Origin of the sequence: Variovorax sp. JS1663 (assembly GCF_002157355.1) — a bacterium.
GTDB lineage: Bacteria > Pseudomonadota > Gammaproteobacteria > Burkholderiales > Burkholderiaceae_C > Variovorax.
This window is the reverse complement of the sequence record NZ_LYMK01000022.1, coordinates 40,776-65,218: the sequence shown is the minus strand read 5'-3', so window position 1 is coordinate 65,218 and position 24,443 is coordinate 40,776. Positions and strand designations below refer to the sequence as shown.

Here is a 24,443-nt window from a genome sequence, read left to right as displayed (position 1 = left end):
TGGCCCTGCCCGGGTCGCAACCTTGATCTGGATCAAGCCCGATTGGCGTCGCACCCCTACGCTTGCGGCACTTTGACTCGACCAGGCGACATCATGTTCAAACGCATCCTCGTGGCTACCGACGGGTCCACGCTCTCGAAAAAGGCCGTGTCCGGTGCCATTGCGATGGCAGCGCAGCACGACGCCGACCTCGTCGCGCTCACCGTCGTTCCACGCTATCCCAAGAACTATTTCGATGGGGCCATGACCTTCTCGCACGAGGATGTCGCTCGCATCGAGCAGCAATGGGCCGAGAAGGCGCAGCGCACGCTGGACGCAGTCAGCGAGAAAGCAAAAGCTGCCGGGGTGCGGGTCAAGACCGCCGCCGTCAACTCCGATCTCGTGGCCGATGCGGTCATCGCGGCGGCAAAGAAGCACAAGAGCGACCTGATCGTCATGGCGTCGCACGGCCGCAAGGGCCTCAAGCGCCTGCTGCTGGGCAGCGAGACCCAGCATGTGCTGACCCACTCGACGCTGCCGGTACTGGTGCTTCGCTAGCTGGCTCTCCTTTTCGTTCACAGGACGCCAAACGATGAAGACACGATCCACCACCGGGCTGCAGGCAGCCGCATTCATCTTCGCCACGCTGGCGGCGACCTGCCTGCTGGTTGCCGCGGGCCTCGGCGAAGAGCCCCAACCGGCCGGCGCAACCGCTTCCGCGGTGATCGCGCATCACGAGTCCCCTTGAGCCACGCCCTGGAAGGAACAACCATGAACGAAGATCTGGTCAGGCGCATCGCCGGTCACCCCCAGTACCAGGAACTCAAGGCCAGGCGAACGCGCTTCGGCTGGATGCTGACCCTGCTGATGCTCGTCGTCTACTACGGCTTCGTGCTGCTGGTGGCCTTCAACAAGCCTTTTCTCGCCCAACGCCTGGGCACGGGCGTGACGACGCTGGGCATTCCCATCGGGCTGGGCGTCATCGTCTTCACCATTGCCATCACGGCCTACTACGTCAGGCGCGCAAACGCCGAGTTCGACGCGTTGACGGAGGCCATCGCCAAGGGAACCCTCCAATGAAAGACCGAATTCTTCGTGGCGCCCGCCGGGCGCTGTGCCTCTCCGCGCTGCTGGCCGCGGGTGCTGCGTGCTGGGCAGCCGGGGCCGATCTGGGCCAGGCACAGAAACAGGCCACCAACTGGACCGCCATCGGCATGTTCGGCGTCTTCGTCCTGGGCACGCTCTTCATCACGAAGTGGGCCGCTGCCAAGACCCGGTCGGCCGCCGACTTCTACACCGCCGGAGGCGGCATCACCGGCTTCCAGAACGGGCTCGCAATTGCCGGCGACTACATGTCGGCGGCCTCGTTCCTGGGCATCTCTGCCGCGGTGATGGCGGCCGGCTACGACGGGTTGATCTATTCCATCGGCTTCCTCGTCGGCTGGCCCGTCATCACCTTCCTGATGGCCGAGCGCCTGCGCAACCTGGGCAAGTTCACCTTCGCCGACGTCGCGGCGTTCCGCTTCAAGCAGACGCCGGTGCGCGTGTTCGCGGCCTCCGGGACGCTGGTGGTCGTGGCCTTCTACCTGATCGCCCAGATGGTCGGCGCCGGGCAGCTCATCAAGCTGCTGTTCGGGCTCGAATACTGGATCGCCGTGGTGATCGTCGGCTCCCTGATGATGGTCTACGTGCTGTTCGGCGGCATGACGGCGACCACCTGGGTCCAGATCATCAAGGCCTGCCTGCTGCTGGGCGGGGCCAGCTTCATGGCGCTGTCGGTGCTCTGGCACTTCGGCTTCAGCCCCGAGGCGATGTTTGCCGAAGCGGTGAAGATCAAGACCGACCTGGCATTGAAGGACGGCAAGACGGCGGCCACCGCCGCGACCATCGGCCAGTCGATCATGGGCCCCGGCAACTTCGTCAAGGACCCGATCTCGGCCATCTCCTTCGGCATGGCACTGATGTTCGGCACCGCCGGCCTGCCGCACATCCTGATGCGCTTCTTCACCGTGCCCAGCGCCAAGGAGGCGCGCAAGTCGGTGATGTGGGCAACCGGGTGGATCGGCTACTTCTATCTGCTGACCTTCATCATCGGCTTCGGCGCCATCACCTTCGTGCTCACGAACTCGCAGTTCGTCGATGCGAAAGGCGCACTCGTCGGCGGCGGCAACATGGCGGCGATCCACCTGGCCAACGCGGTGGGCGGCAACGTGTTCCTCGGCTTCATCTCTGCCGTGGCCTTCGCCACCATCCTGGCGGTGGTCGCGGGGCTGACGCTCTCCGGCGCATCGGCCGTCTCGCATGACCTCTACGCCACCGTCGTCAAGGCCGGCCAGGCGGACAGCGCCTCGGAGCTGCGCGTGTCGCGCATCACCACCGTGGCGCTGGGCATGCTGGCAGTCCTGCTCGGGATCGTGTTCGAGAAGCAGAACATCGCGTTCATGGTGTCGCTGGCCTTCGCCATCGCCGCCTCGGCGAACTTCCCGGTGCTGTTCATGTCGGTGTTGTGGAAGGGCTGCACCACGCGCGGCGCCGTGATCGGTGGCTTCCTCGGCCTTGTCACCTCGGTCGTGCTCACGGTGCTGTCGCCGTCGGTGTGGGAGGCGACGCTGGGCCATCCCGCGGGCTCGGCACCGTTCCCCTACGCCTCGCCCTGCCTGTTCTCCATGACCATTGCCTTCCTCGGCATCTGGGTGTTCTCGCTGCTGGACGGAAGCCAGCGCGCAGAGGTCGACAAGAACGGATTCCTGGCGCAGCAGGTGCGTTCCGAGACAGGGATCGGCGCCGCGGGCGCGAGCGGTCACTGAGGATCCGGGGAGATGCTTCGCGCCGCCGACGAAGCCGCGCCCGGGCCCTTTCCAGGCGCCTATCTCGAAGCGCTGTACGGCATCGACCTTCGAGACCTCGCGCGCCGGATCGACGAAGCCACCACCGTCGACGCGCTGGCGGTCTGCGGCGCCGGCGTCGACGACATCGTGACCGCGCTGCACGATGCAGGCGCGAGGGTCGAGCGCATCGCCCAGCTTGCCGGCGACTTCAACATGCGCCTGTTCGCGCGGCTGTGGTCGATCCATGCGCCGCCGGAGCTGGTGGCCAACAGCTGCCTGTTCGTCATGGGCAGCGAGGGGCGCGGCGAGCAGATCCTCAAGACCGACCAGGACAACGCCCTGCTGCTGCGCGACAACTTCGCTTGCGTGGGGCTCACGGGCATCGTCGAGCGGTTCAGCCTGGCGCTTGGCGAACTCGGCTATCCGCCGTGTCCGGGCCGGATCATGGTGGTCAATCCGCTCTGGTGCCAGCCGCTGGGCGCATTCGAGACCACCTTGCGCAGCTGGGTCCGCGATGGCGCGGCCGTCGGGCTGATGAACCTCGCGATCTTCCTGGACAGCCGTGCCGTCGCCGGCGATCCGGCGTTGCTCACCCGGGCACGCGATCACCTCGACGACATCCTGGACCCGGACGACGCGTTCCTCGCGCACTTTGCGAATGCGATCGAACTCTTCGACACGCATGCGCATTGGTGGAGTCGCCTGCTGGGTCATCTCGGCGACGAAGCCCTGGACCTGAAGAAGCTCGGAATCTTCCCGATCGTGCACGGCGTGCGCGCCCTCGCCCTGCAGCAGCATCTGCGTCCAACCGGTACGGCAGGGCGGCTGCGCCAACTGGTGGAGAAAGGGCAGATCGACGCGCCGCTCGCGCGGGACGTGCTGGACGCGCTGCATTTCCTCATGGCGCTCAGGCTCGGCCACCAACTGGTCCGCGGGCATGCAGGCCTGGCGCCGGACAACCTCGTGCATCCTTCCGAGCTGGGCACCCTCGAGCGCGACACATTGCGAAGCGCACTGGGCATCGTGCGCCACTTCCGCGCCGTGCTGGAGCACCGCTTCCAGCTGAACCTCCTGTAGTTGCCGACGCCGTCACGTGCGCGGCCCGCCGGCCAGTTCGCCATGAAGATCGACACCCACGAACTCGCCGCCACGCTGATGCCGGGGGCCATGCTGGGAATCGCGGGCCTGGGCCTGGGCGTCGTGCTGGCCGGCACACTGAGCATGGCCGAACGCGAGGCGCTGGCCGCGATGCTGGCCCCGCGCGTTGCCTTGCTGCTGCTGGGCGGTGCCGTTCTGGCGATCGCGCTGGGGGCGCTCGCACGCCATGCGTACGCGACATGCGTGAAGCACCCGGCCCGCCTCGCGGAGGCGGCGCAGGCGCTACTGCTGCATGGCACCACGCGCACGCCGCTGCTGCCGCTGGCGGTCACCTGCGGCAGCGGCGCCCGCGGGTTGGCAGGTATCGCAGAGCGGCTGGCGGACGAGCGCGACGCCTTGCGATCCGACGTCGATATCAGGGTCCGCGAGGCGGCGCGAAACATCGAACAGGAGCGCAACCGCCTCGCGGCGCTGATGTCCGAGCTGACGCAGAGCGTCGTCGTCTGCAACCTCGACGGCCGCATCCTGCTCTACAACCAGAGCGCGCAGCAGCTGTTCCGCGAGCTCTCGGGCAACGCCAACCCCTTGCTGATCGGGCTGGGCCGCTCGATCTACGCCGCGTTCGACCGGGAGCTTGTCACGCATGCGCTGGATCGCCTCCAGCAGGGGCTGCAGCAGGCCGCGCCTCAACCGACCGCGCACTTCGTCACCAGCTCTCATGCAGGACGGCTGCTTCGCGTGCAGATGGCGCCGGTCCGCGATGCGCCGGCCTCCCGACACCCTGCGGCGTCCCTGACCGGCTTCGTGCTGATGCTGCAGGACGTCACGCGCGAGTTCCAGGAGGATGCCGAACGTGATCGCCTGCTGCATTCCCTGATCGAAGGCACCTCCGCTTCTCTGCACAGGTTGCAGTCGGCCATGGACATGCTGGAACGGCCCGGACTCGATGCGGCCGCACGAGTGCGTTTCACGGGAACGGTGAAGGCGGAGTTGCAGGCACTCGCGGATCGCTTCCGCGCTCCCGGGGCAGGTGGCACGGGCAGGCGGTGGCCCCTGGAGGACATGCTCGGCAACGACCTGCTGCATGCAGCTGTCGCCCATATCGAGAGTCGAACGCCGGTGCGTGCCAGCGCGTCCTCGGGCGATGGCGCCATGTGGCTGATGGTGGACAGCTATTCACTGTTGCAGGCGTTGGCTGCGCTGGCCGCCAGGCTGGCGGATGAAATCGGCGTGGAACGCGTGCAGCTGCGCCTGCACGACGCCGGCGACCGCATCCATCTCGACATCGCCTGGCGCGGGACTGCGCTCAGCACCGAGACGGCCATGGGCTGGGAGTCGAGTCCGATGAGCGCGGCAGGGCAAGCCGGGCCTCTCGCCGTACGTGACGTGGTCGAGCGCCACGGCGGCGCGCTCTGGTTCGCGCGCGAGCGTGCGCGCGACGAGGCCTTCTTCCGCTTCGCCCTGCCGAAGGCATCACCTCGCGAACCGCGCCGGGCCTCCTTTTCCCTCTCCCATGCCGACAGCCGCCCGGAGTTCTACGACTTCGACCTGTTCCACGCCCGCCCCGCAACGCGAGAACTTCAGCACCGCAGGCTCGTGGACCTGGCCTACACCGCCTTCGACACCGAAACCACCGGCCTGGAGCCCGCGCGCGGCGACGAGATCCTGCAGATCGGTGCGGCACGCATCGTCAATGGCAAGGTGCTGCGCCACGAGTGCTTCGAGCAGTTGGTCGATCCAGGCCGCAGCATCCCGGCGGCAGGTCTTTCGATCCATGGCATCACGCCGGCAATGGTCGCCGGCCAGCCCCGCATTGCGACCGTGCTCGCCGCCTTCCATGCCTTCGCCGCGGACACGGTGCTGGTTGCCCACAACGCGGCTTTCGACATGCGCTTCCTGCAGATGAAGGAACTCGCCAGCGGCGTGCACTTCGACCATGCGGTTCTGGACACGCTCCTCCTGTCGGCCGTCGTCAGCCCGCAGCAGGAATCGCATGGACTGGAGGCGATCGCGGAACGTTTCGGCATCCCGGTGGCCGGCCGGCACACCGCCCTGGGTGATGCGCTACTGACGGCGGACGTCTTCCTGAAATTGATCCCGCTGCTCGCCGACAGGGGCATCCACACGCTCGAACAGGCCCGCGAGGCTGCCCGGCAGACCTGGTATGCCCGTCTGGACTATTGAGCGACGGCCCACGCCAAGCTTGATCCAGATCAGGCGTGAGGCCCGACCGCACACCTAGACTGTTCCGCTTGGAAAGCGTCCTGGACCCTGGACAAGCGTGCCCCATGCTGACCGCCTACATCACCCACCCTGACTGCGAACGACACGACATGGGACCGGCGCATCCGGAGTGTGCCGAGCGGCTGGCCGTCATTCACGACCAGCTCATGGCGCAGGGCTTGCTGGACTATCTCATTCCCTACGACGCGCCCCTGGCTTCCGACGAACAGCTGGCCCGGGCGCATTCGATGGCTTATGTGCGGGAGCTGGTCGCCGCCTCGCCCGAGGAAGGGCTTCGCTTCGTCGACCCGGACACGAGCATGAATCGCCACACCATCGCCGCGGCACGGCGCGCGGCCGGCGCGCTCGTGCTCGCGACCGACCTGGTCCTTGCCCGCAAGGCCAGCGCGGCGTTCTGCTGCGTCCGGCCGCCAGGGCACCATGCGCAGCGCACCGCCGCCATGGGCTTCTGCTTCTTCAACAACGTCGCGGTCGGCATCCGGCATGCGCTGGACGTCCACGGCCTGCAGCGGGTCGCGCTCGTCGACTTCGACGTCCACCATGGCAACGGGAGCGTGGACATCCTCCGCGGCGACGAGCGCGTGCTGATGTGCTCCGTGTTCGAGCAGGGCATCTATCCGTTCTCGGGTGAGCAGGACACGGGCCCCTGCATGATCAACGTGGCCCTGCCCTCGCGCTCCGGCAGCGAGCGCTTTCGAGACGCGGTGACGACCCATTGGCTGCCGGCGCTGAATGCCTTCGAGCCCCAGCTCATCTACGTGAGCGCCGGCTTCGACGGACACCGCGACGACGACATGGGCAACCTCGGATTGCTGGAGGCCGACTATGCCTGGGTCACGACGCAGATCATGGGCATGGCGCGGCGCCACTGCGCGGGGCGCGTCATCTCGGCGCTGGAGGGCGGCTATGCGGCGGGCCCCCTGGCGCGCAGTGCCGCGGCACACATCAGGGTGCTGATGGGTGCAGACTAGGGCGTATGGACAAGCACTACCTGGCACCGCTGCTGGCGCCGCAGTCGATCGTCGTCTTCGCAGGCCACCCCGGAGAGACCGTACCGGGCACCCCATCCCAGTCCGTGCGCGAAGCGCTGACGGCCACGCGCTTTTCCGGCACGCTGCAATTCCTCGACATCGGGACATCCGGCACGCTGGCCGACCTGGCACAGGCGCGCGCCGACCTCGCGATCATTGCGCTGCCACCTGCCGAGATCGAGGCCGCCCTCGAAGTCGCCGGCCGCATTCGCTGCCGCGCGGCGCTGGTCATCTCCACGGGCGTGGGCGCGGACAAGGCCGCCTCGCTGCGCCGGATCGCGCGACGCGATGGCGTCCAGCTGCTCGGACCCAATTCGCTGGGCTTCCAGCGGCCTTCGCTGCAACTCAATGCCAGCGTCGCCGGCCCCCTCGCCAAGCGCGGACCGCTGGCGCTGGCTGCACAGTCGGGTGCCCTGACCGCATCGATGCTCGACTGGGCGCGGCAGAACGAGGTCGGATTCTCCAGCGTCGTCTCGCTGGGGCCGCACACCTGCGTGGACATCGCCCAGGTGCTGGACTTCTTCGCGAGCGATGCCGCCAGCCACAGCATCATCGTTCACCTTGAAGGCATCTCGAATGCGCGGCATTTCATGAGTGCACTTCGTTCGGCCTCCCACGCGAAGCCGGTGATCGTGCTGAAGGCCGGCCGCAAGCCAGCCGGCAACGAGGCGGCCCATACGCACAGCGCATCGATCGTCGGCAGCGACGACGTGTTCGATGCCGCGCTGCGGCGGGCCGGCGCCGTCCGGGTGCGCTCCTTCGTCGAACTCTTCTCCGCAGCCAAGTGCCTGGCATCCCGCTACCGGCCGGTCGGCAGGCGGTTGGCGATCGTCTCCAACGGGGGCGGCCCCGGCGTACTCGCAGCGGACTGGGTCAACGAGATCGGCCTGCAGCTGGGCAAGCTGTCCGCGGCTTCCCGGCTTGGGCTTCAGCCCCAGGTCCCCGCGCATGCCTCCCTCTCCGACGTGATCGACCTCTCGGAAGAGGCCCAGCCGGCGCACTTCCGCGCGGCCATCGATGCGGCCTTGGGGGACCCGGACATCGCCGGGGTGCTGGCCATCTTCTCGCCGAAGATGGGCCGCGACCCGGTGGCGATCGCCGAGGCGCTGGCGGCGATTCCCCAGCCGATGAGCAAGCCGCTGCTGGCGTGCTGGATGGGCGACGCGTCCGTGTCGACGGCCAGGACGGTGCTGGCGCAGGCGGGCATCCCGAGCTTCCGCACGCCGGAAGCGGCCGTCGGCGCATTCGGCAACATCGCCACCTTCTACCTGAACCAGCAGCTGCTGCAGCAGACGCCGCCGCCGCTGTCGCCCCTGGCCAAACCCGACGTCGAAGGCGCGAGGCTGGTGATCGAGAGCGTGCTGGCGGAGCGTCGCCAGGTCCTGACCGAGATGGAGTCGAAGGCGCTGCTGTCCTCCTTTCACATTCCGATCACCCGCACGCTGCTCGCCCGCAGCGCCAACGAGGCGATGATGATCGCGGCACAGCTCGGGTTTCCCGTCGCCCTCAAGATCGATTCGCCCGACATCGCCCACAAGTCCGACGTCGACGGCGTGGCGCTCAATGTGATGAACGCCGCCGGTGCGCGCGACACCTACCTGAGCATCGTGGAACGGGTTTCGCAGCTCGCCCCCGGCGCACGCATCAACGGGGTGACCGTCCAGCCGATGGTGCGCACCAGGCGCGGCCGCGAGGTCCATGTCGGGGTGGTGACGGACGATCCCTTCGGCCCCGTCATCGTGTTCGGCGCAGGCGGCACCATGATCGAGCTGGTGGACGACCGGTCCATGGAACTGCCGCCTCTGAACCAGTTCCTTGCACGCAGCCTGATCGAGCGCTCCCGCGTCGCCGAGACGCTGGACGAATGGCGGGGCGCGGGTGCGGCGGACAGGGAGGCCCTCGAACATGTGCTGCTGCGCGTCTCCGAGATGGTCTGCGAGCTGCCCGAGCTGCGCGAGATGGACATCAATCCCGTCATCGTGGACGACTCGGGCTGCGTCGCCGTGGATGCCCGGATCGTGATCGGCCGCGCGCCGTCGCCCATCGGTGGAGCGGGTACCGACTACCAGCACCTGGCCATCCTGCCCTACCCGTCGCGCTACAGCCGGGAATGGCCGCTGCGCAACGGCACGAACTGCACGGTGCGGCCCGTGCACCCCGACGATGCGCAGATGCTCCAGGCCATGGTGCAGCAGCTGACGCCGGAGAGCCGCTGGTTCCGCTTCGTCTCGCGCTTCCAGGAGCTGCCGCCCGCGATGCTCGCGCGCTTCACGCTCATCGACTACGACAGGGAGATGGCGCTGGTCGCGGTCGTGCGGGAACGCGCTGCGTCACCGGAGGGCGTCGCCGCCGACAAGGAGCGGATCGTCGCCGTGTCGCGCTACTTCACCAATCCCGACCAATCCACCTGCGAGTTCTCGCTGGTGGTGGCCGACGACCACAAGGGCCAGGGGCTCGGTTCCCGCCTGCTGGAGAGCATCATCGAGGTGGCGCGCGACAAGGGGCTGGCGGAGATCCAGGGCCTGGTTCTGTCGGACAACGCCGAGATGCTCAAGCTCGTGCGCCGGCTGGGTTTCGCAGTCAAGCCCTTCCCCGAGGACCCGGAATTCAAGCTGGTCACCCACGCTCTGTGAGCGGCCCCGGGGTGACTCAGTGCGCAAGGCCAACAGCCGGTGCCACCGGCACATACGAAGTGATCGCGCCACGCCGCACGAGGAGCGCCACGGTCTCACCGTCTGCGACGGATGCAAGGGCCGCGTCGAGGTCGGTGAGTCCGTCGACACGCACGTCGTTGACGGCCAGTATCAAGTCGCCGAAGCGCAGGCCGGCTCGATGCGCTGCACCGGATGCCGACCTCACGTAGAGCCCGGGCTCGAGGAGGCCACCCGCACCCTTCCCGGTGCGCTCGAACAGTTCCAGGCCAAGTCTCACTTCATGGGAGGCCGAAGCGACGGCGCGCTTCGGAAGGTCGGGCGCACTTTCTGCAACGACCACCTTCACCGCCATCGCCGCCTTGCGGCGCCAGATGCTTAGCGTGAGCCCGCTTCCGGGGCGCGCGCCCGCCACGCGGTCCTGGATCTCCGCGTGCGCCATCGGCGTGCTGCCATCGATGCCCACGATGACGTCCCCACTGCGCAGGCCCGCCGCAGCGGCCGGACTGCCGGGGTCGACCCGCACGATCAGGGCCCCCGATGCGGAGTCGAGTCCGAATGCGGGTGCCAGGTCCAGTGTCATGGCCTGCGTGCGTGCGCCAATCTGCCCCCTCGTCACATGCCCTGCCGATCGAAGCTCAGCCACGACGCGCATGGCGGTGTCGATCGGCAGGGCGAAGGAAAGGCCTCGGTATCCTCCATCTGGTGAATAGGCCATCGAATTCACCCCGACGACTTCGCCGCGCTCGTTGAACAGAGGGCTCCCGGAACTGCCGGGATTGAGCGCGACGTCGGTCTGAATAAGCGGTACGCCGCTGCCGCCCGGCAAGAACCGGGGATTGGCGCTGACCACGCCGGCGGTCAGACTCTGGTCGAAGCCGAACGGCGACCCCAGCGCTGCCACCCACTCGCCGGCACAGAGGCGCGCGCTGCTGCCGATCGCGGCGACGGGCAGATTTGCCGCGCCGATCTTCAAGACCGCGATGTCTGTGCGCCGATCCAGTCCGACCAGATCGGCCGGCAGGCGCCGCTGCCCGCCGAGTTCCACCGAGAGCGTCTGCGCTCCGGACACCACGTGCGCGCTGGTGAGAACCTGCCCCTCCGTGTCGATGATGAAGCCGGTGGCCGATGCGCGCCCCGAGTTCCAGGGAGACAAGGCCCATCTGTCGGCCGCATTGGCGTCCGAGCCTTCCGCCAGCACGGTCACCACCGCCGGCGCCTGGCGCACCACAGCCGTCACGAAGTCCGCGGCCTGCTTCGATACACCGGCCGGGTCGGCGCATGGGCGGTCGCGCGCCCATGAAGCACAGGCGCCGGCGAGCGCGAGCGCGAGCGCGCCCAGCAGGCTTGCCAGGGCGTTGTGCGCAATGCGCCCCGCAGCCATTCAACGCACCAGCAGGACGGGCACCTCGCATCGAGCCAGCACCTTGGTGGCCACCGATCCGAGCACGAGGTTCCTGAGCGCGCCGACGCCATGCGACCCCATGACGATCAGGTCGAACCGGCCGCCTTCGGCACGGGAGGCAATCTCGTCCGCAGGATGACCCACCTCGTGGACGTAGGTGGCCTCGATGGCCTGCTCGCTCAGGATCTTCCGGATCGGTTCCAGCACGACGCGCGCATCGTCATCGTAGTAGCTGCGCACCAGATCCGGCCCGGCAAAGGCTGCGGCGCGATGCGTGACGGGCAGGACGACGTAGAGCACCGTGTAGGAATGATTGGCGCCAAGGAGGTCCTTGTGCGTCGTGAGGTAGGAGAGCATGCGGCGCGTGTAGTCGCTGCCGTCGACGGCCAGGAGGACCTTCATGGCGTTGCCTTTCGAAGAGATCGGGATGTCCCATCTTCGTCTTCCCTCCAGGGCGAGACCTTGCGCCAGATCAAGCCCCACGGCATCACGTTGCCGATACTGGTCGCATCTCAACCGACGACAGGAGCATGCGATGTATCAACGAATTCTGGTCCCCATCGACGGCAGCACCACGTCCAAGCGAGGTCTGGAGGAAGCCATTGCGCTGGCCAAACTCACGCAGGGCCGGCTGCGTCTTTTCCACGTGATCGACGAGCTCTCGTTCGCCCTGTCGATGGACGCCTATGCGGGCCACGCCGGCGACTGGCTCAACATGCTGCGCGAGAACGGCAGGCGCCTTCTTGCCGACGGACGGGACGCGGCGCAGGCGGCTGGCGTCGAGGTCGAAGCTCAGCTCTGCGACACCTTCTCCAGCTCTGTCCACCAACTGGTGGTCGACGAGGCCACCAGGTGGCCCGCGGAATTGATCGTCCTCGGCACGCACGGGCGCCGCGGCGTCGGCCGCGTCATCATGGGCAGCAGCGCCGAACAGATCCTCAGGTACTCACCCGTGCCGGTGTTGCTGGTGCGCGCGCCCGAGGCGGAAAAGAAGACGGCACCGGACGAAGCGAAGCGGGTCAGCCTGCCGGTCGGTGCGCTCGCCTACGAGTGAGCGTGGACGATGCGCGGGCGCCCGGCGCATCGGCTCAGCGCTGCCGTCCCAGCCAGCGGGTGGCAAGCAAGCTCACGTCCACCGGCTGATCCGTGGCCACTTCGAGCGTGAAGGCGCGCTCGTCCTGTGCCAGGGGCTCGTGGGTCGCGAGTTGACGCTCCAGCACGGCCACGGTCGCCTCCGAGGCATCGTTGCCGTGCAGGGCACGCGCCGCCACCCGGCGCCGCAGCTGCGCTTCCGTGGCACGGCAGGACAGGATCGCGAAAGAAACGCGCAGTTCGGCCGCCAGTGCATGGAACGCCATCCGCTCCTCGCGCCGCAGGAACGCGGCATCGACGATCACCGGGTAGCCTGCGTACAGGGCCAGGCGGGCGCACTGCGCCACGCGCGCGAAGGTGCGTTGCGTCGCGTCCTCTGAGTAGACCTCGGCATTCCGATCGCCCGAACGCTCGAGTGCCGACAGTCCGAAGAGCCGCTTGCGCTCGACGTCAGAGCGGATGCGAATCGATCCCGTCGCCGCCACGAGCGAAGCAGCCACCGTCGATTTGCCGGAACCCGAAAGCCCGTGCGTGATCAGGAGGCGCGGGGCACCGTCCGTGTCTTGCGCCAGGCGGCTCGCGAGCGTCAGGTGATCGGGCTCGCCCGGCGGCGACGCCTCCACCGGGGCCGCTGCCGCGCGCAGGCGGGAAACCAGCGCGCGCACCAAGGCCCTGTACACCTCGTAGAAGCGCAGAACCGGCAGCCCCGCGTAGTCGCCCCCCTGCTGCAGGTATGCGTCCAGGAAGCGCCAGGCGAGGTCTGGCCGGCCGTGCGCCTTCAGGTCCATCGTGAGGAAGGCGACATCGCTCATCACGTCGATCCAGCGCAGGGCGGGATCGAACTCGATGCAGTCGAAAGCGGTCAGGCTTCCGTCGAGCAGCACGAGGTTCGACAGATGAAGATCACCGTGACACTCGCGCACGCGGCCGTCGCGCTTGCGAGCCGCCCACGCCGTGCGCAACGCCCGCTCCTGCTCGAACACCCACGCCTGCAATGTCGCCGGCACCCGTGCGCCACCCGACATTCGAAGGCGCGCCAACGCGTCGATGGCCGGATGTCCCGCCAGGCGAGGGTCGCCGAATGCGCTCTCCTGGGCGGCCACAGCCGCGTGCTCATGGAACATCGCCAATCCGTGGCCGAACTGTTCGATCAGGCGTTCGCCCGGCCGGTCTGCCGCCAGCAGACGACTCAGCAGCGCTTCTTCGGGAAAGCGGCGCATGCAGACGGCGAAATCGACCGGCACGCCGCCGCCCCCCAGGCGCGGCGCCTCGTTCGTGCCGCGAACGGGCAGCACACCCTCGTAGAGCATCGGCGCAAGCCGCCGGTTCAGCCGCACCTCCTCCTCGCAGAATCGTCTGCGCGCATCCAGGGCTCTGAAGTCGACGAAGCCCAGCGAGACCGGCTTCTTCAGCTTGTACGCCGTCCGCTGCGTCAACAGCACCCAGGAGATATGGGTTTCGATCAGCGTGACCGGCTCGCCGGTGTCGCAGCGCAAACGCTCTCGCAGCGCCTCGACGCGGCGGCGGCCCAGCTCGACTTCCGGCGATGGCTGCAGGTTCATGTCGACAGGGTCTCAACCGGTCATCGGGGACCGGGTCGATCGTGGTTCTCGTTGGTCGTCTCGGCGCGGCAGTTCGCCGCCCACGGTCCGGAGGCCGTCGAGGAGTTCCTCGACCACGGCACGGTCCGCGTCCGGCAGCAAGCTGGCGCGCAAGCGCTGCTCGCGATCGCACTGGTGCATGCGCCACTCCAGTTCGTCGATCAGGACCATGATGTCCGCACGGAGCCGCGGGTCGCCGCTCGCGGCGAACTCGGCCAGCAGGCGCTCGGGGTCGTGCGCATCCAGGCCGGTGCTGGAGAACGAGGACTGGATGCGCTGCATGCGCCGCACCCCCGCTTCGAGCACCTTGTGCAGCCCCGGCGCGGCGAGCGCCATCTTCGCTTCGAGCCAGGCGCGTTGCTCCTGGAACCGCTGCAACGTGCCTGCCAGCCGCTCGATGCGCGGCAACGCATGCACCAACGGCACCGCCGTGGCGGGTGCCGGAAGCGCGTCCGCTGCGGCACACGCCGCGGCCGACACCGCGGCGAGCACAGGCGCACTGAATTCGCCGGGAACGAGCTGACTGGCCATCCGCGCACGCGCCAACGGCGACGAATCGGTCTCCACCAGCGCCATCAACCACTCCGCGACCGCGAGGATCTGGCCGTCCAGGGTGAACGCCGCTCCGGCAATGCCGCGCGGGTATCCGAAGCCATCCAGCCGCTCGTGATGAAGCAGCACGGCGTCCGCGACAGCCTCGCCCGCACCTGCCATGTCGCGCAGGACCCGATGCCCCACCAGCGGATGCGTCACGATGTGGCGCCATGCCTGCGCGTCAAGGCGCTTGTCCCGGCGCAGGTACGCGGGGTCGATATACAGCTCGCCCACATCGTGCAACAGCCCTGCCACCGCGAGCTGGCGGTGCCGCTCGCCTTCGTCGGGCCGCAGCCGGCGCGCCAGTGACATGGCGAGCATCGCGACACCCACCGCGTGGTCGAGCCTGTCGTTCTGGATCTGCACGAAGATCGTCAACAAGGATCGGACCTGCACCGACAGCGCGAGGGCCGCGAGCGCTTCCGGTGCCGGCCGCGCGGAACCCGATGCGCAAAGCGCCCGCAGCAAGGGGTACCTCTCGAGCAAGGCCTCGCCGATCGCGCCGAGCCGCTTCGGATCGACCCCGTCGGCAATCTGCAGGCAGCCTTCGAGCGGTCTGCGCAGCTTGTGCTGAAGCAGCCGCTCACGCACGGCGGCATCGACGCGGGAGCCCTTGACCAGCAGCATGGTGCCGCCGCTGGAGATGATGTCATCCGCCGTTTCGACTTCATGCCCGCGGGCCGCTGCCACCACCACGTGTTCGAGGTAGTGAGGATTGACGCTGGCGGGCGAGTTGGCGTTCATGATTCCTTGGGGGGTGTCATCGTTCGAGACCGGGAGACGCCATCGTATGGGCCTTGCCCTGGCCTGCTCGCAGCGCAGCGAGCGGCCGAGCCGGAATCGCACGATTCCTTGATGCAGATCAAATCGCTGTTGCCTCGAAACGACTACGCAGCCCTGGATGGAAGCGGCGCCAGCATTTTTCCACCTCGACCGCCGCGAAGACCAGGGCAGCGCACGCCATGCAGATGCCGAGCTCACCGATGGCCAACGCCTCGGTATGAAACACCGCCTGCAGCGCCGGAACATAGATCACCGACAGCTGCAGCCCGAGAGTCGAGAGCACGGCACCCGCCATGGGCAGGTTGCTTCGCCATCCCAGCCTGAACAGCGATTCGGTGTCCGACCGGATGGCCAGGACGTAGGCCATCTGCGAGAGTGTGAGGACCGTGAACACCATGGTCTGCCAGTGCATCCCGGCCGCCGTGGCCCAGGCCTGCACGGCGAGGCAGAGCGCGGCGATCAGCAGCCCGACCCACAGCACGTGCTGCCACACGCCACCGGCGAACAAGCTCTCGCCCGGTGGCCTCGGCGGCCGCTGCATCACGCCTGCCTCCGCCGGCTCCGCCGCCAGGGCCAGTCCGGGCAAACCGTCGGTGACCAGGTTCACCCAGAGGATGTGCAAGGGAAGAAGGGGGATCGGCATGCCCACGAGCGGCGCGAGCACAAGGGTCAGGATCTCCGCGGAATTGCCGGTGACCGCGTAGCGGACGAATTTGCGGATGTTGTCGAAGATGCGGCGGCCTTCACGTACCGCCCCGACGATGCTGGCGAAGTTGTCGTCGAGCAGCACCAGGCTCGCCGCCTCGCGGGCGACGTCGGTGCCGCTCCGCCCCATGGCCACACCGATGTCGGCCTGCTTCAGCGCGGGCGCATCGTTGACGCCGTCTCCGGTCATGGCAACGAAGCGGCCTTCGGCCTGCAAGGCCCGCACGATACGGATCTTCTGCGCCGGGTCGACCCGTGCATAGACGTGCACGTCGTCCGCCTGGCGCCGAAGCGACATGTCGTCCAGCGCGGCCAGTTGCGGACCCGTCAAGACGGCCGCCCCTTCCCCCGCGATGCCGAGCTCCCGGGCGATGGCGAGGGCTGTCGCCGGGTGGTCGCCGGTGATCATCACCGGACGGATTCCCGCCGCCAGGCATTCGGCCACAGCCGCCTTGGCCTCGGGCCGGGGCGGATCGGCCAGGCCGACGAGGCCGAGCAGGACCAGGTCGTTCTCGATCTCCTCCGCCGACTGGGCGCGTGGGTCCGCCGTGCACGAGCGCCGCGCCACCGCCAGCACGCGCAGTCCCTGCGCGGCCATGCCCGCCGCCCTCGCGAGCGCGGCCGCCCGGTCCCACGCAGCCGATGGCGCGCAGCGCGGCAACAGCGTCTCCGGCGCACCCTTGACCATCACGGCCCAGTCCTGGCCTTCGCGATGCAGCGTGCCCATCCGCTTGCGGCCCGAATCGAAGGGCCACTCGTGCAAGCGGGGCTGCGCGGCGCGCAGGGCGAGCACGTCCAACCCCTCGCGGGCGGCCGCTTCGATCAACGCGGTCTCCGTCGGGTCACCCACCCACGCGCCCGCGGTGTCGGGGCTGGCGTCGTTGCACAGCACGGCGGCCGCCCACAGCGCCTGCGGCGAGCCTCCCAGGCCGTCGACGGCCCGCACCTGCATGCGGTTCTGCGTCAGCGTTCCGGTCTTGTCCGAGCAGATCACGCTGACCGATCCCAGCGTTTCGACCGAAGCCAATCGCCGCACGAGCACGTTCGACTTCACCATGCGTCGGGCGCCGAGGGCCAGCAACACGGTCACCACGGCGGGCAGCGCCTCGGGAATGGCCGCCACGGCCAGACTGATGGCCGTGAGGGCCATCAGGATCACCGGCTCGCCGCGCAGCACGCCGGCGGCGAACAGCAGTCCGCAGATGCACAGCGCGAGCAGCGACAGCCGCTTGCCGAAATCGGCCAGCCGCAGCTGCAAGGGCGTGCTCCGGGTGCCGGTGTCGCGCAACAGCTCCGCGATGCGGCCGAGCTCGGTGCCCACGCCCGTCGCCACCACCAGGCCCTCCGCACGGCCGTGGGTGACCAGGGTCCCCTTGAAGGCCATGTTGTGCCGGTCGCCCAGCGCGTGCTCGCCCGGCGGCAGGCGGTCGGCGTGCTTCTGCGCCGTGACCGACTCGCCGGTGAGCGTCGATTCGTCGATCTGCAACTGCACGGCCTGATGCAGCCGCAGGTCGGCCGGCACGAGGTTGCCCGCCTCCAGCAGCACCACGTCGCCCGGGACCAGCTGCGCCGCGTCGATGGCCGCCGCGCCGCCATCGCGCCGCACCGTGGCGTATGGACTGGCCAGGCGCTTCAACGCGTCGAGCGCACGCTCCGCCCGCCATTCCTGCATCAGCCCGATGCCCGCGTTGAGCAGCACGATGACCACGATCGCAACGGTGTCGGCCAGGTCGCCGATGAAGCCCGACAGCAGCGCGGCCGCGATCAGCACCAGCACCATGAAATCGCGCAGCTGATCGACGATCCGTCGCAGCCAGCCGCGCGGCGCCGGCTCCGCCAGACGGTTCTCGCCGTGGAGGGCCCTGCGCCGATGCGCCTGGTCCGCCGTCAAGCCGATCTGCGGGTCGACCCCGAGCCGCGCGGCCAGCGTGTGCGCCGGGTGCAGGTGCGCGTCACGCCGCCATGCGTCCTGGGTCTCGGCGTCCGCAGAAGAGACCTGGCTCACGCGTCTGCTGCGACGGACATCGCGGCCGCCGCGCCGGCTTCTTTCTTCCCTTCGGATGCCGCCCTGACCAGCAGCACGGGCACCGGCGCCATGCGCAGCACCTGCTCGGCATCGCTGCCCAGGAGCGCACGCGTGACACCATGGCGGCCGTGCGTGCCGATCACGATCAGGTCGGCATGCCAGGACTTCGCCTGCTCGACCACCAGCTCCGAGACACGGCCGGCGACGGAGGTGAACAGCACGCTTTCGGCCTGGATGCCGGCATGCCGGGCGCGCTCCCGGCCCTGCTCCAGCACCTTCGACCCCGCTTCGGTCATCAGCGGAACGATGTCTGCGCTGTAGGCCGCGAAGGTTTCGAAGCCGGTCACGTATTTCAGCTCGTCGACGACGTGGATCAGGCGGATCGTTGCACCGGTGAGCCTGGCGAGGCGCATGGCCTCGTCCAGTCCGCGCATCGAGGGCGTGCTGCCGTCGATGGGAACAAGGATGCGTTGGTACATGGCGGGAGCTCCTTCGAAGGATGCCAGATGGGGTCCGGCCAGTGTCTGCGCCTCCAGCTGCACGGGACTTGATCCTGATCAAGCCCAATGGCCACGGTACGGGCTCGCGTTGATCCAGCGCAAGGAAGCTTGCCCCTCGATGGAGGAGCATGTGATGGACCCGATGCAAGGAGATCGAAATGAGCAAAGTCCTGGTGGTCGTCTATTCGTACACGAGCACCGCCCGCCGGGCGGCGCAGCTGCTGAGCCAGCAGCAGGGCTGGGAGCTGGCCGAGATCGAGGAAGCGCGGCCGCGAAGCGGCGTGCTGGGCATTCTTCGCTGCATCCTCGATTCCATCTTCCGGCGCTGCCCGGAGATCCGGTACGACGGCCCTCTGCCCCGGAAATTCGACGCCGTCGTGCTGGTGTCGCCGATCTGGGCCGGGCGGCTCGCCGGGCCGATGCGCACCTTCGTGACCCACCGGCGCGATCACCTGCCCGAAGTGGCCGTGGTGTCGGTCATGGGTGGGCGTGGCGCGCCGAACGCAGTGGCAGAGATCGGCCGCATCATCGGGCGCGCGCCTTTCCTGAGCGCCGCGTTCACGGCGCGCGAGGTGGACGACGGCAGCTTTGCCGGCAGGCTGCGGGCGTTCGGGTCAGCCGTCGCGGGTGTGAAAGATTCAAGTGCCGTCGTCCGGCCGGTCGCCCTCTCGCCGCAGGTTGCCTGAGGCCCAGGCCGCATGCGCGGCGCACCAGGTCCTTCCTTTTGCGCTGGCGCAAGGCCCGCGCGGGCGGGGCGGCGCATGCTGACGATCCTTTCGACTTTGCAAGGAAAGCGCCATGAAGCCCGTCACCCTCCTTCTCATGCTGGCCATGATCTTCAGCAGCCCGGGCTTCGCGGCGGAGTACACGCAGCCCGGCCAGCTCAGCCCTCCGCCGGGACCCGCGAAGAAGCTCGGTGACGCCTCGCGCAAGGCCGCGCAGGAGGCGGAAGCCGCTGCACGCCAGGCCGCTGCCGATGCGAAGAAAGCGCTGGAGCGCAGCGAAGAGACCGCGGGCAGGGTGTCCAAGGCGATCGCCGAAGGGATCCGCCGCGCGGCACGCAAGGCAGCCGAGTCCGCCACGCGCTTCGAAGCAAAAGCCGACGCTTCGGCGGCCAAGGCAATCGATGCCAGCCGCGATGCGGCCCGCGCCGCCGCGGACGGAAGCAAGCGAGCCGCAGCAGCCGCACGCGAGGCGCTGGCGAAGGCGGAAGAGGCCTCCCGGCGCGCCGTCTCGTCGAGCATGGAAGAGGCCGGCAAGGCGGCGGAGGCGACGCGCTCCGCACTCAGGCAGGCGGAAGAGGCGACGCGTTCCGCCGCGGAGGCCGCCCGGGAAGCCGCTCGGCGCACCCGCGACGCGCTGCGGCCAGCAGCCCCGCCAAGCCCCGGCAAGTGAGGCGAGGATGGCTGGCCAAAGCCTCGCGGTTCCCGGCGCACCGGCGATGCACGCCATGGTGCTGTCAGGCGCCGGGCAGCCGCTGCGGATGGAGCGGCGCCCGCTCCCCGAGCCCGCCGCCGGCGAAGTGCGGCTGCGCGTTCTGGCCTGCGCCGTTTGCCGCACCGACCTGCACATCGTGGATGGCGACCTCCCGCTGCCCGTGCTTCCCATCGTGCCGGGCCACGAGATCGTCGGCGAGGTGGAGGCACTCGGTCCGGACGTGCTCGGGCATCGCCTTGGCGATCGCGTCGGCGTGCCCTGGCTGGGCCACAGCTGCGGCCACTGCGCCTACTGCGCACAGGACGCCGAGAACCTGTGCGACGCGCCGCGCTTCACCGGCTACCACCGCGACGGCGGCTTCGCCAGCCACGTCGTCGCCGAGGCCGACTATTGCCTGCCGCTCGGCCTGGCCAAGCCGCCTGCGGAAGTCGCGCCGCTGATGTGCGCGGGCCTGATCGGCTGGCGCTGCCTCAAGGCCGCCGGCGGGCGCGCGATGCGCCTGGGTCTGTATGGATTCGGCGCGGCCGCGCACCTGATCGCACAGGTCGCGAACGCCCAGGGGCGGCAGGTGCACGCCTTCACGCGGCCGGGCGACAAGGCCGGTCAGGACTTCGCGCGAAGCCTGGGCGCCGCCTGGGCCGGTGGCGCCGACGAACTGCCGCCCGCGCCGCTCGATGCCGCGATCATCTTCGCGCCTTCCGGCGAGCTGGTGCCGGCCGCGCTGAAAGCGGTCCGGAAGGGCGGACGGGTGGTGTGCGGCGGCATCCACATGAGCGACATTCCCGCATTCGCCTACCGCCTGCTGTGGGAAGAGCGCCAGCTCGTCTCCGTGGCCAACCTGACGCGCCGCGACGCGCGCGAATTCCTGGAGGTCGCGCAGGTGCACCCGCCGCAGGTCCACGTGACCGCGTATCCGCTCGCTCGCGCCAACGAGGCGCTGGCGGATCTGCGCGGGGGGCGGCTCAACGGCGCGGCCGTGCTGCTGCCCTGAGCGCCGGCCGAGATCGGGAGGACGCTACCCCTGCGCTTGCCATGCGACATCGATGCCGGCATGTCGATCCCGGTTTCGCCGCACCACATCCTCGAGCTGGCGCCTCATCCCGTCGAAGGCGTCGCGAAGCGCGACGTGAATGTCTTCGTTGTCCACCCGGCTGATGGTCAGCTCCTGGCCCGGCACGGTGACCTGGATCCTCACGGCAAACCTGCGGCCCTGGTGCTGGTGCTTGTGCGCCAGTTCGATGCCGATCCTGCAGGCGATGATGTCGCCGCAGAAGCGTTCCAGCTTCATGGCCTTTTCGCGAGCGGCCGCCTCGACGGCGGGCGAAGCCTCGGTGCCGAGGAACCTGATCTCGACGGCTTGTCTCATGGATGATCTCCTTCCTATCTGCGCGGAGACCGCACGCGCGGCCCGGAGCAAAGATTCGCGCATGCGCGCCGCCGCGTCCTTGATCCAGCGCAAGGTCCGATGGGCCCATCGTCTCAACAATCGCCAGCAACGACCCTGCGCGAGGAACCGCCATGAACATCATTGCACCCATTCTTCTTGCGGCCGGCCTCGCGGCGCTGCAGCCTGCCGCATCGGGAGCCCCCTTCGTCGATGCACCCGTCCTGGCGCCCGGCACGCACGCCAGCGGCGGCATCAGCGAGGAGGACCGCGAAGAGATGCGGCAGAAGCAAGGGCTCTACACCCTGCACCTGGCCTTTGCCGAAGCACGCAGCGGCGCCTACCTGGCCGGCATCACCCTCCTGATCGAGCCGCTGGACCGCGGGGCGCCCCTGGGCCCCTACGCCGATTGCGGTCCGCTCTTCAACGTGGCCCTGCGGCCGGGCGCCTACCGCGTCACGGCCATCTACCAGGGCGCCACGCGCACGAAGACCGTCCGCGTCGGAAAGGCGGCGACACAGGCCACGCTCTATTGGCCGGAGCCCGGTGATTCCTGACCGCCGGTTTCGGACGATCCCACCCACCACGCCGATTTGATTGGAGAACAGCATATGAACGACCTTCGCGCCCCGCGGGGCGTGCCGAACGGCAAGCCGGACGAACAGGCATCCACTCGGCACCCGGCCGCGCCGTCACAGCCGCTGCAGTTCTTGTCGCCGCTTCGCAACGGCTACGTGAAGACGGCACTGGAGTTCCAGCGCGCCCTCATCGAGTCGCAAATGCAGATGCAGCGCAACCAGTTTCAGATCTACACCCAATGGCTGCGCTCCGTCGGCGCGATGAACCAGGATGCGTGGGATCAGTGGGCATGCCGCTTCGGCGGCGGTGTGCCGCTGGACGGTTGAGCTACCGTGCCGTCGCGGATTCCGCTGCGGACACCCGGCCTGGCCGCCAGCAGATCGCCGGGACGGCCGCCCGTTCAGCGAAGATCGGCGGCCACATATCGGCGCGGAGACCGGCGCGGGGGGAGGCGGGATCCGGAAAGCGGTAGAACTCTTCGTTGAGGTAGCGCGCGACGTCCACGACGTCATCGTCGCCCCACCCGAGCGCTGCATCCGACTGCCAGCGCCAGACTTGTGCCTTGAGGCTCGGCCAGTCCGTGGCGAGCCGCCTCTGCCGCCAGTGCACCTGGTCCGTGTGGCAGGCGATGCAGTGCGTCTCATAGAGCAGCGCACCGCGCGATTGAGCTTGGACGGCTGTTGATTGCACCATCGTGGCGAGCGCCATCGTTGCAGTCCAGGAAATCAAGACTCGACCCATGGAAATCTCCTGCATTCGGCGCGCGACGAGTGCGCTGAGGGGAATCGTAGGCAACGCTTCCAGGGATACGGTTGATCTGCGTCAAGGTCGGCCGAGACGAAGGTTGATCCGGCGCAAACGTGCGCAGCGCGACCCGCTCCAACATGCAGACCTCTTTTGCTGAAGGAGCGCATCATGATCCGCAACCTTGGAACTCTCGACAGGACCCTCCGTATCGTTGCCGGAGGCGCGCTGGCCACGCTGGCATGGGCCGACACGATCGGCCCCTGGGGCTATCTCGGCGTGGTCCCATTGCTGACCGGCGTCGTCGGCATGTGTCCGGTGTACACGCTGTTCGGCTTGAACACCTGCAGCGCGAAGGTGTGAGTGCCGCCATGCCGAAGCTCGCGGTCATCCTGGCTTCGCTGGCGCTGGCGGGCGCCGCCCTCCTGTGGCTTGGTTTCAAGGTATTGATCTTCCTGGTCACGCGCGACTAGTTCGCTCGAAGCCGCCCAATGCATCGGACTTGCGCAAGATCAAGCAACCGCCGGGCATTGCTGCCTACATTGACACAGCGCGGCCCTTCTTTCGCGCTTTCATCCACCCATCCATCGAGGAACCACCATGAGCAACCTGAGACTGTTGGACCCCATGTTCGGCCACGACTTCGACACCGCGCTGCGCCGCTTCTTCTCTCCCTCGGTGTTCGAGGGCGAGGCCGCGCCACCGAAGATGCGCATCGACGTTACCGAAAACGACAAGACCTTCACCGTCAAGGCCGACATCCCCGGCGTGAAGAAGGAGGACATCAACATCAGCGTCGACGGCAATGTCGTCAGCATCAACGCCGAGACCCGGAGCGAGAAGGAAACCAAGGACAGCGGCGACAAGGTCCTGAGGAGCGAGCGCTACTACGGCTCCGTCTCGCGCACCTTCAGCCTCGGCCAGGACGTCGACGACACGAAGGTGGACGCCAAGTATGCCGACGGCGTGTTGACGCTGGACCTTCCCAAGAAGGCGCCCACGCCGGCTTCGAAGATCGTCGTCCAGTAAGGTGCCGTGCCGTTCGCCGAAGCCAGCGCACCCGTCCTCAGCGGCCGGTCGCTGTGCAAGACCTACGGCAGCGGCGAGGCGGCAGTCCACGCCTTGCGCGACGTCGACATCGACGTCGCCCGGGGCGAATTCATCGTGCTGCTGGGAGCTTCCGGCAGCGGCAAATCCACGCTGCTCAACATCCTGGGCGGCCTGGACCTTCCGACTTCCGGCGAGGTCACTTTCCAGGGCCAGCGCCTCACGCATGCGAGCGAAGACGAGCTGACGCGCTACCGGCGCGAGCACGTCGGCTTCGTGTTCCAGTTCTACAACCTGATCCCGAGCCTCACGGTCGCCGAGAACGTGGCGCTGGTGACCGACATCGTGCCGCACCCGATGCCCGTGGACGAAGCGGTGGCCCTGGTCGGACTGTCGCCGCGCCACGACCACTTTCCTTCGCAGCTCTCCGGCGGCGAGCAGCAGCGCGTGGCCATCGCCCGCGCCATCGCCAAGCGCCCGTCCCTGCTGCTGTGCGACGAACCCACCGGGGCGCTGGACTACCCCACCGGCAAGCTGGTGCTCGACGTCATCGCGCGCATCAACCGCGAGTTCGGCACCACGGCGGTGGTCATCACCCACAACGCCGCGATCGCGGGCATGGCCGATCGCGTCATCCGGCTCTCGGACGGCCGGGTGGCGAGCATCGAGCGGCCTGCCCGCAGGCTCACTCCCGCGGAACTGTCGTGGTGATGCC

Annotated in this window: 25 protein-coding genes; 17 read left to right on the top strand and 8 right to left on the bottom strand. The window is 68.5% G+C overall.

Going from position 1 to position 24,443, the window contains the following annotated elements; genetic code table 11:
- Positions 1-93 precede the first annotated feature (93 nt).
- The 8 genes from A8M77_RS18990 (at position 94) to A8M77_RS18960 (ending at position 9,813) form a co-directional block, all read left to right on the top strand.
- Positions 94-537, top strand: a complete 444-nt coding sequence (locus tag A8M77_RS18990) for a universal stress protein (RefSeq protein WP_086923059.1) — start codon at positions 94-96, stop codon at positions 535-537.
- Positions 538-571: 34 nt separating this feature from the next.
- A complete protein-coding gene (locus A8M77_RS36110) occupies positions 572-727 on the top strand; it encodes a hypothetical protein (RefSeq protein ID WP_158100952.1) in 156 nt (51 codons plus the stop codon).
- A 23-nt stretch (positions 728-750) separates the two neighbouring features.
- Positions 751-1,059: a DUF485 domain-containing protein gene (locus A8M77_RS18985; protein ID WP_086923058.1), complete on the top strand. Its 309-nt coding sequence runs from the start codon at positions 751-753 to the stop codon at positions 1,057-1,059.
- Positions 1,056-2,786 (top strand): cation acetate symporter, encoded by a 1,731-nt coding sequence (locus tag A8M77_RS18980; protein ID WP_086923057.1) that lies wholly within the window; start codon positions 1,056-1,058, stop codon positions 2,784-2,786. Before A8M77_RS18985 ends, A8M77_RS18980 begins: the two co-directional genes overlap by 4 nt.
- 12 nt (positions 2,787-2,798) lie before the next feature.
- On the top strand, positions 2,799-3,884 hold the full coding sequence (locus A8M77_RS18975; protein WP_086923056.1) for a putative nucleotidyltransferase substrate binding domain-containing protein: 1,086 nt from the start codon (positions 2,799-2,801) through the stop codon (positions 3,882-3,884).
- A gap of 42 nt (positions 3,885-3,926) precedes the next feature.
- Positions 3,927-6,089: a 3'-5' exonuclease gene (locus tag A8M77_RS18970; RefSeq protein ID WP_086923105.1), complete on the top strand. Its 2,163-nt coding sequence runs from the start codon at positions 3,927-3,929 to the stop codon at positions 6,087-6,089.
- Between the two features lie 104 nt (positions 6,090-6,193).
- Entirely contained in the window at positions 6,194-7,120 is a 927-nt protein-coding gene (locus tag A8M77_RS18965; protein WP_086923055.1) for a histone deacetylase family protein, read from the top strand.
- A gap of 5 nt (positions 7,121-7,125) precedes the next feature.
- A complete protein-coding gene (locus tag A8M77_RS18960) occupies positions 7,126-9,813 on the top strand; it encodes a bifunctional acetate--CoA ligase family protein/GNAT family N-acetyltransferase (protein WP_086923054.1) in 2,688 nt (895 codons plus the stop codon).
- A gap of 16 nt (positions 9,814-9,829) precedes the next feature.
- On the opposite strand, the gene A8M77_RS18955 is transcribed toward A8M77_RS18960, so the two are convergent.
- Together A8M77_RS18955 and A8M77_RS18950 are read right to left on the bottom strand one after the other, a co-directional pair.
- Complete coding sequence (locus A8M77_RS18955; RefSeq protein WP_086923053.1) at positions 9,830-11,215, bottom strand: trypsin-like peptidase domain-containing protein; 1,386 nt, start codon at positions 11,213-11,215, stop codon at positions 9,830-9,832.
- Positions 11,216-11,638 (bottom strand): universal stress protein, encoded by a 423-nt coding sequence (locus A8M77_RS18950; protein ID WP_086923052.1) that lies wholly within the window; start codon positions 11,636-11,638, stop codon positions 11,216-11,218.
- Between the two features lie 133 nt (positions 11,639-11,771).
- Between A8M77_RS18950 and A8M77_RS18945 the strand changes: the two genes are divergently transcribed.
- Positions 11,772-12,290, top strand: a complete 519-nt coding sequence (locus tag A8M77_RS18945) for a universal stress protein (protein WP_086923051.1) — start codon at positions 11,772-11,774, stop codon at positions 12,288-12,290.
- Positions 12,291-12,324: 34 nt separating this feature from the next.
- Here A8M77_RS18945 and A8M77_RS18940 read toward each other — a convergent pair whose 3' ends face one another.
- The 4 genes from A8M77_RS18940 to A8M77_RS18925 form a co-directional block, all read right to left on the bottom strand.
- On the bottom strand, positions 12,325-13,890 hold the full coding sequence (locus A8M77_RS18940; protein WP_086923050.1) for a bifunctional aminoglycoside phosphotransferase/ATP-binding protein: 1,566 nt from the start codon (positions 13,888-13,890) through the stop codon (positions 12,325-12,327).
- Between the two features lie 12 nt (positions 13,891-13,902).
- Positions 13,903-15,267, bottom strand: coding sequence for an HD-GYP domain-containing protein (locus tag A8M77_RS18935; protein ID WP_086923049.1), 1,365 nt, complete (start codon positions 15,265-15,267; stop codon positions 13,903-13,905).
- 118 nt (positions 15,268-15,385) lie between these two features.
- A complete protein-coding gene (locus A8M77_RS18930; protein ID WP_192871636.1) occupies positions 15,386-18,016 on the bottom strand; it encodes a cation-translocating P-type ATPase in 2,631 nt (876 codons plus the stop codon).
- Complete coding sequence (locus A8M77_RS18925; RefSeq protein ID WP_086923048.1) at positions 18,013-18,516, bottom strand: universal stress protein; 504 nt, start codon at positions 18,514-18,516, stop codon at positions 18,013-18,015. Before A8M77_RS18925 ends, A8M77_RS18930 begins: the two co-directional genes overlap by 4 nt.
- A 179-nt stretch (positions 18,517-18,695) precedes the next feature.
- Between A8M77_RS18925 and A8M77_RS18920 the strand changes: the two genes are divergently transcribed.
- The 3 genes from A8M77_RS18920 to A8M77_RS18910 all read left to right on the top strand — a co-directional run bounded on the left by A8M77_RS18920 (position 18,696) and on the right by A8M77_RS18910 (position 20,965).
- Positions 18,696-19,223: a flavodoxin family protein gene (locus A8M77_RS18920; protein WP_086923047.1), complete on the top strand. Its 528-nt coding sequence runs from the start codon at positions 18,696-18,698 to the stop codon at positions 19,221-19,223.
- A 112-nt stretch (positions 19,224-19,335) separates the two neighbouring features.
- On the top strand, positions 19,336-19,932 hold the full coding sequence (locus A8M77_RS18915; protein WP_086923046.1) for a hypothetical protein: 597 nt from the start codon (positions 19,336-19,338) through the stop codon (positions 19,930-19,932).
- Between the two features lie 46 nt (positions 19,933-19,978).
- Positions 19,979-20,965, top strand: coding sequence for a zinc-dependent alcohol dehydrogenase family protein (locus A8M77_RS18910; RefSeq protein WP_086923103.1), 987 nt, complete (start codon positions 19,979-19,981; stop codon positions 20,963-20,965).
- 24 nt (positions 20,966-20,989) lie between these two features.
- On the opposite strand, the gene A8M77_RS18905 is transcribed toward A8M77_RS18910, so the two are convergent.
- The gene (locus A8M77_RS18905) at positions 20,990-21,433 is read right to left on the bottom strand and encodes an HPF/RaiA family ribosome-associated protein (protein ID WP_238136880.1); all 444 of its coding nucleotides are present in this window, start codon (positions 21,431-21,433) and stop codon (positions 20,990-20,992) included.
- Between the two features lie 59 nt (positions 21,434-21,492).
- Between A8M77_RS18905 and A8M77_RS18900 the strand changes: the two genes are divergently transcribed.
- On the top strand, positions 21,493-21,915 hold the full coding sequence (locus A8M77_RS18900) for a hypothetical protein (RefSeq protein ID WP_086923044.1): 423 nt from the start codon (positions 21,493-21,495) through the stop codon (positions 21,913-21,915).
- 54 nt (positions 21,916-21,969) lie between these two features.
- Positions 21,970-22,263 (top strand): hypothetical protein, encoded by a 294-nt coding sequence (locus A8M77_RS18895; RefSeq protein WP_086923043.1) that lies wholly within the window; start codon positions 21,970-21,972, stop codon positions 22,261-22,263.
- A 1-nt stretch (position 22,264) separates the two neighbouring features.
- Here A8M77_RS18895 and A8M77_RS18890 read toward each other — a convergent pair whose 3' ends face one another.
- Positions 22,265-22,693, bottom strand: a complete 429-nt coding sequence (locus tag A8M77_RS18890; protein ID WP_158100951.1) for a hypothetical protein — start codon at positions 22,691-22,693, stop codon at positions 22,265-22,267.
- 159 nt (positions 22,694-22,852) lie between these two features.
- Between A8M77_RS18890 and A8M77_RS18885 the strand changes: the two genes are divergently transcribed.
- The 3 genes from A8M77_RS18885 to A8M77_RS18875 all read left to right on the top strand — a co-directional run bounded on the left by A8M77_RS18885 (position 22,853) and on the right by A8M77_RS18875 (position 24,439).
- Positions 22,853-23,044: a YgaP family membrane protein gene (locus A8M77_RS18885; RefSeq protein WP_086923102.1), complete on the top strand. Its 192-nt coding sequence runs from the start codon at positions 22,853-22,855 to the stop codon at positions 23,042-23,044.
- 237 nt (positions 23,045-23,281) lie between these two features.
- Entirely contained in the window at positions 23,282-23,710 is a 429-nt protein-coding gene (locus tag A8M77_RS18880; RefSeq protein WP_086923041.1) for an Hsp20/alpha crystallin family protein, read from the top strand.
- 6 nt (positions 23,711-23,716) lie between these two features.
- Positions 23,717-24,439, top strand: a complete 723-nt coding sequence (locus A8M77_RS18875; protein WP_086923040.1) for an ABC transporter ATP-binding protein — start codon at positions 23,717-23,719, stop codon at positions 24,437-24,439.
- The last annotated feature ends 4 nt before the right edge of the window (positions 24,440-24,443 follow it).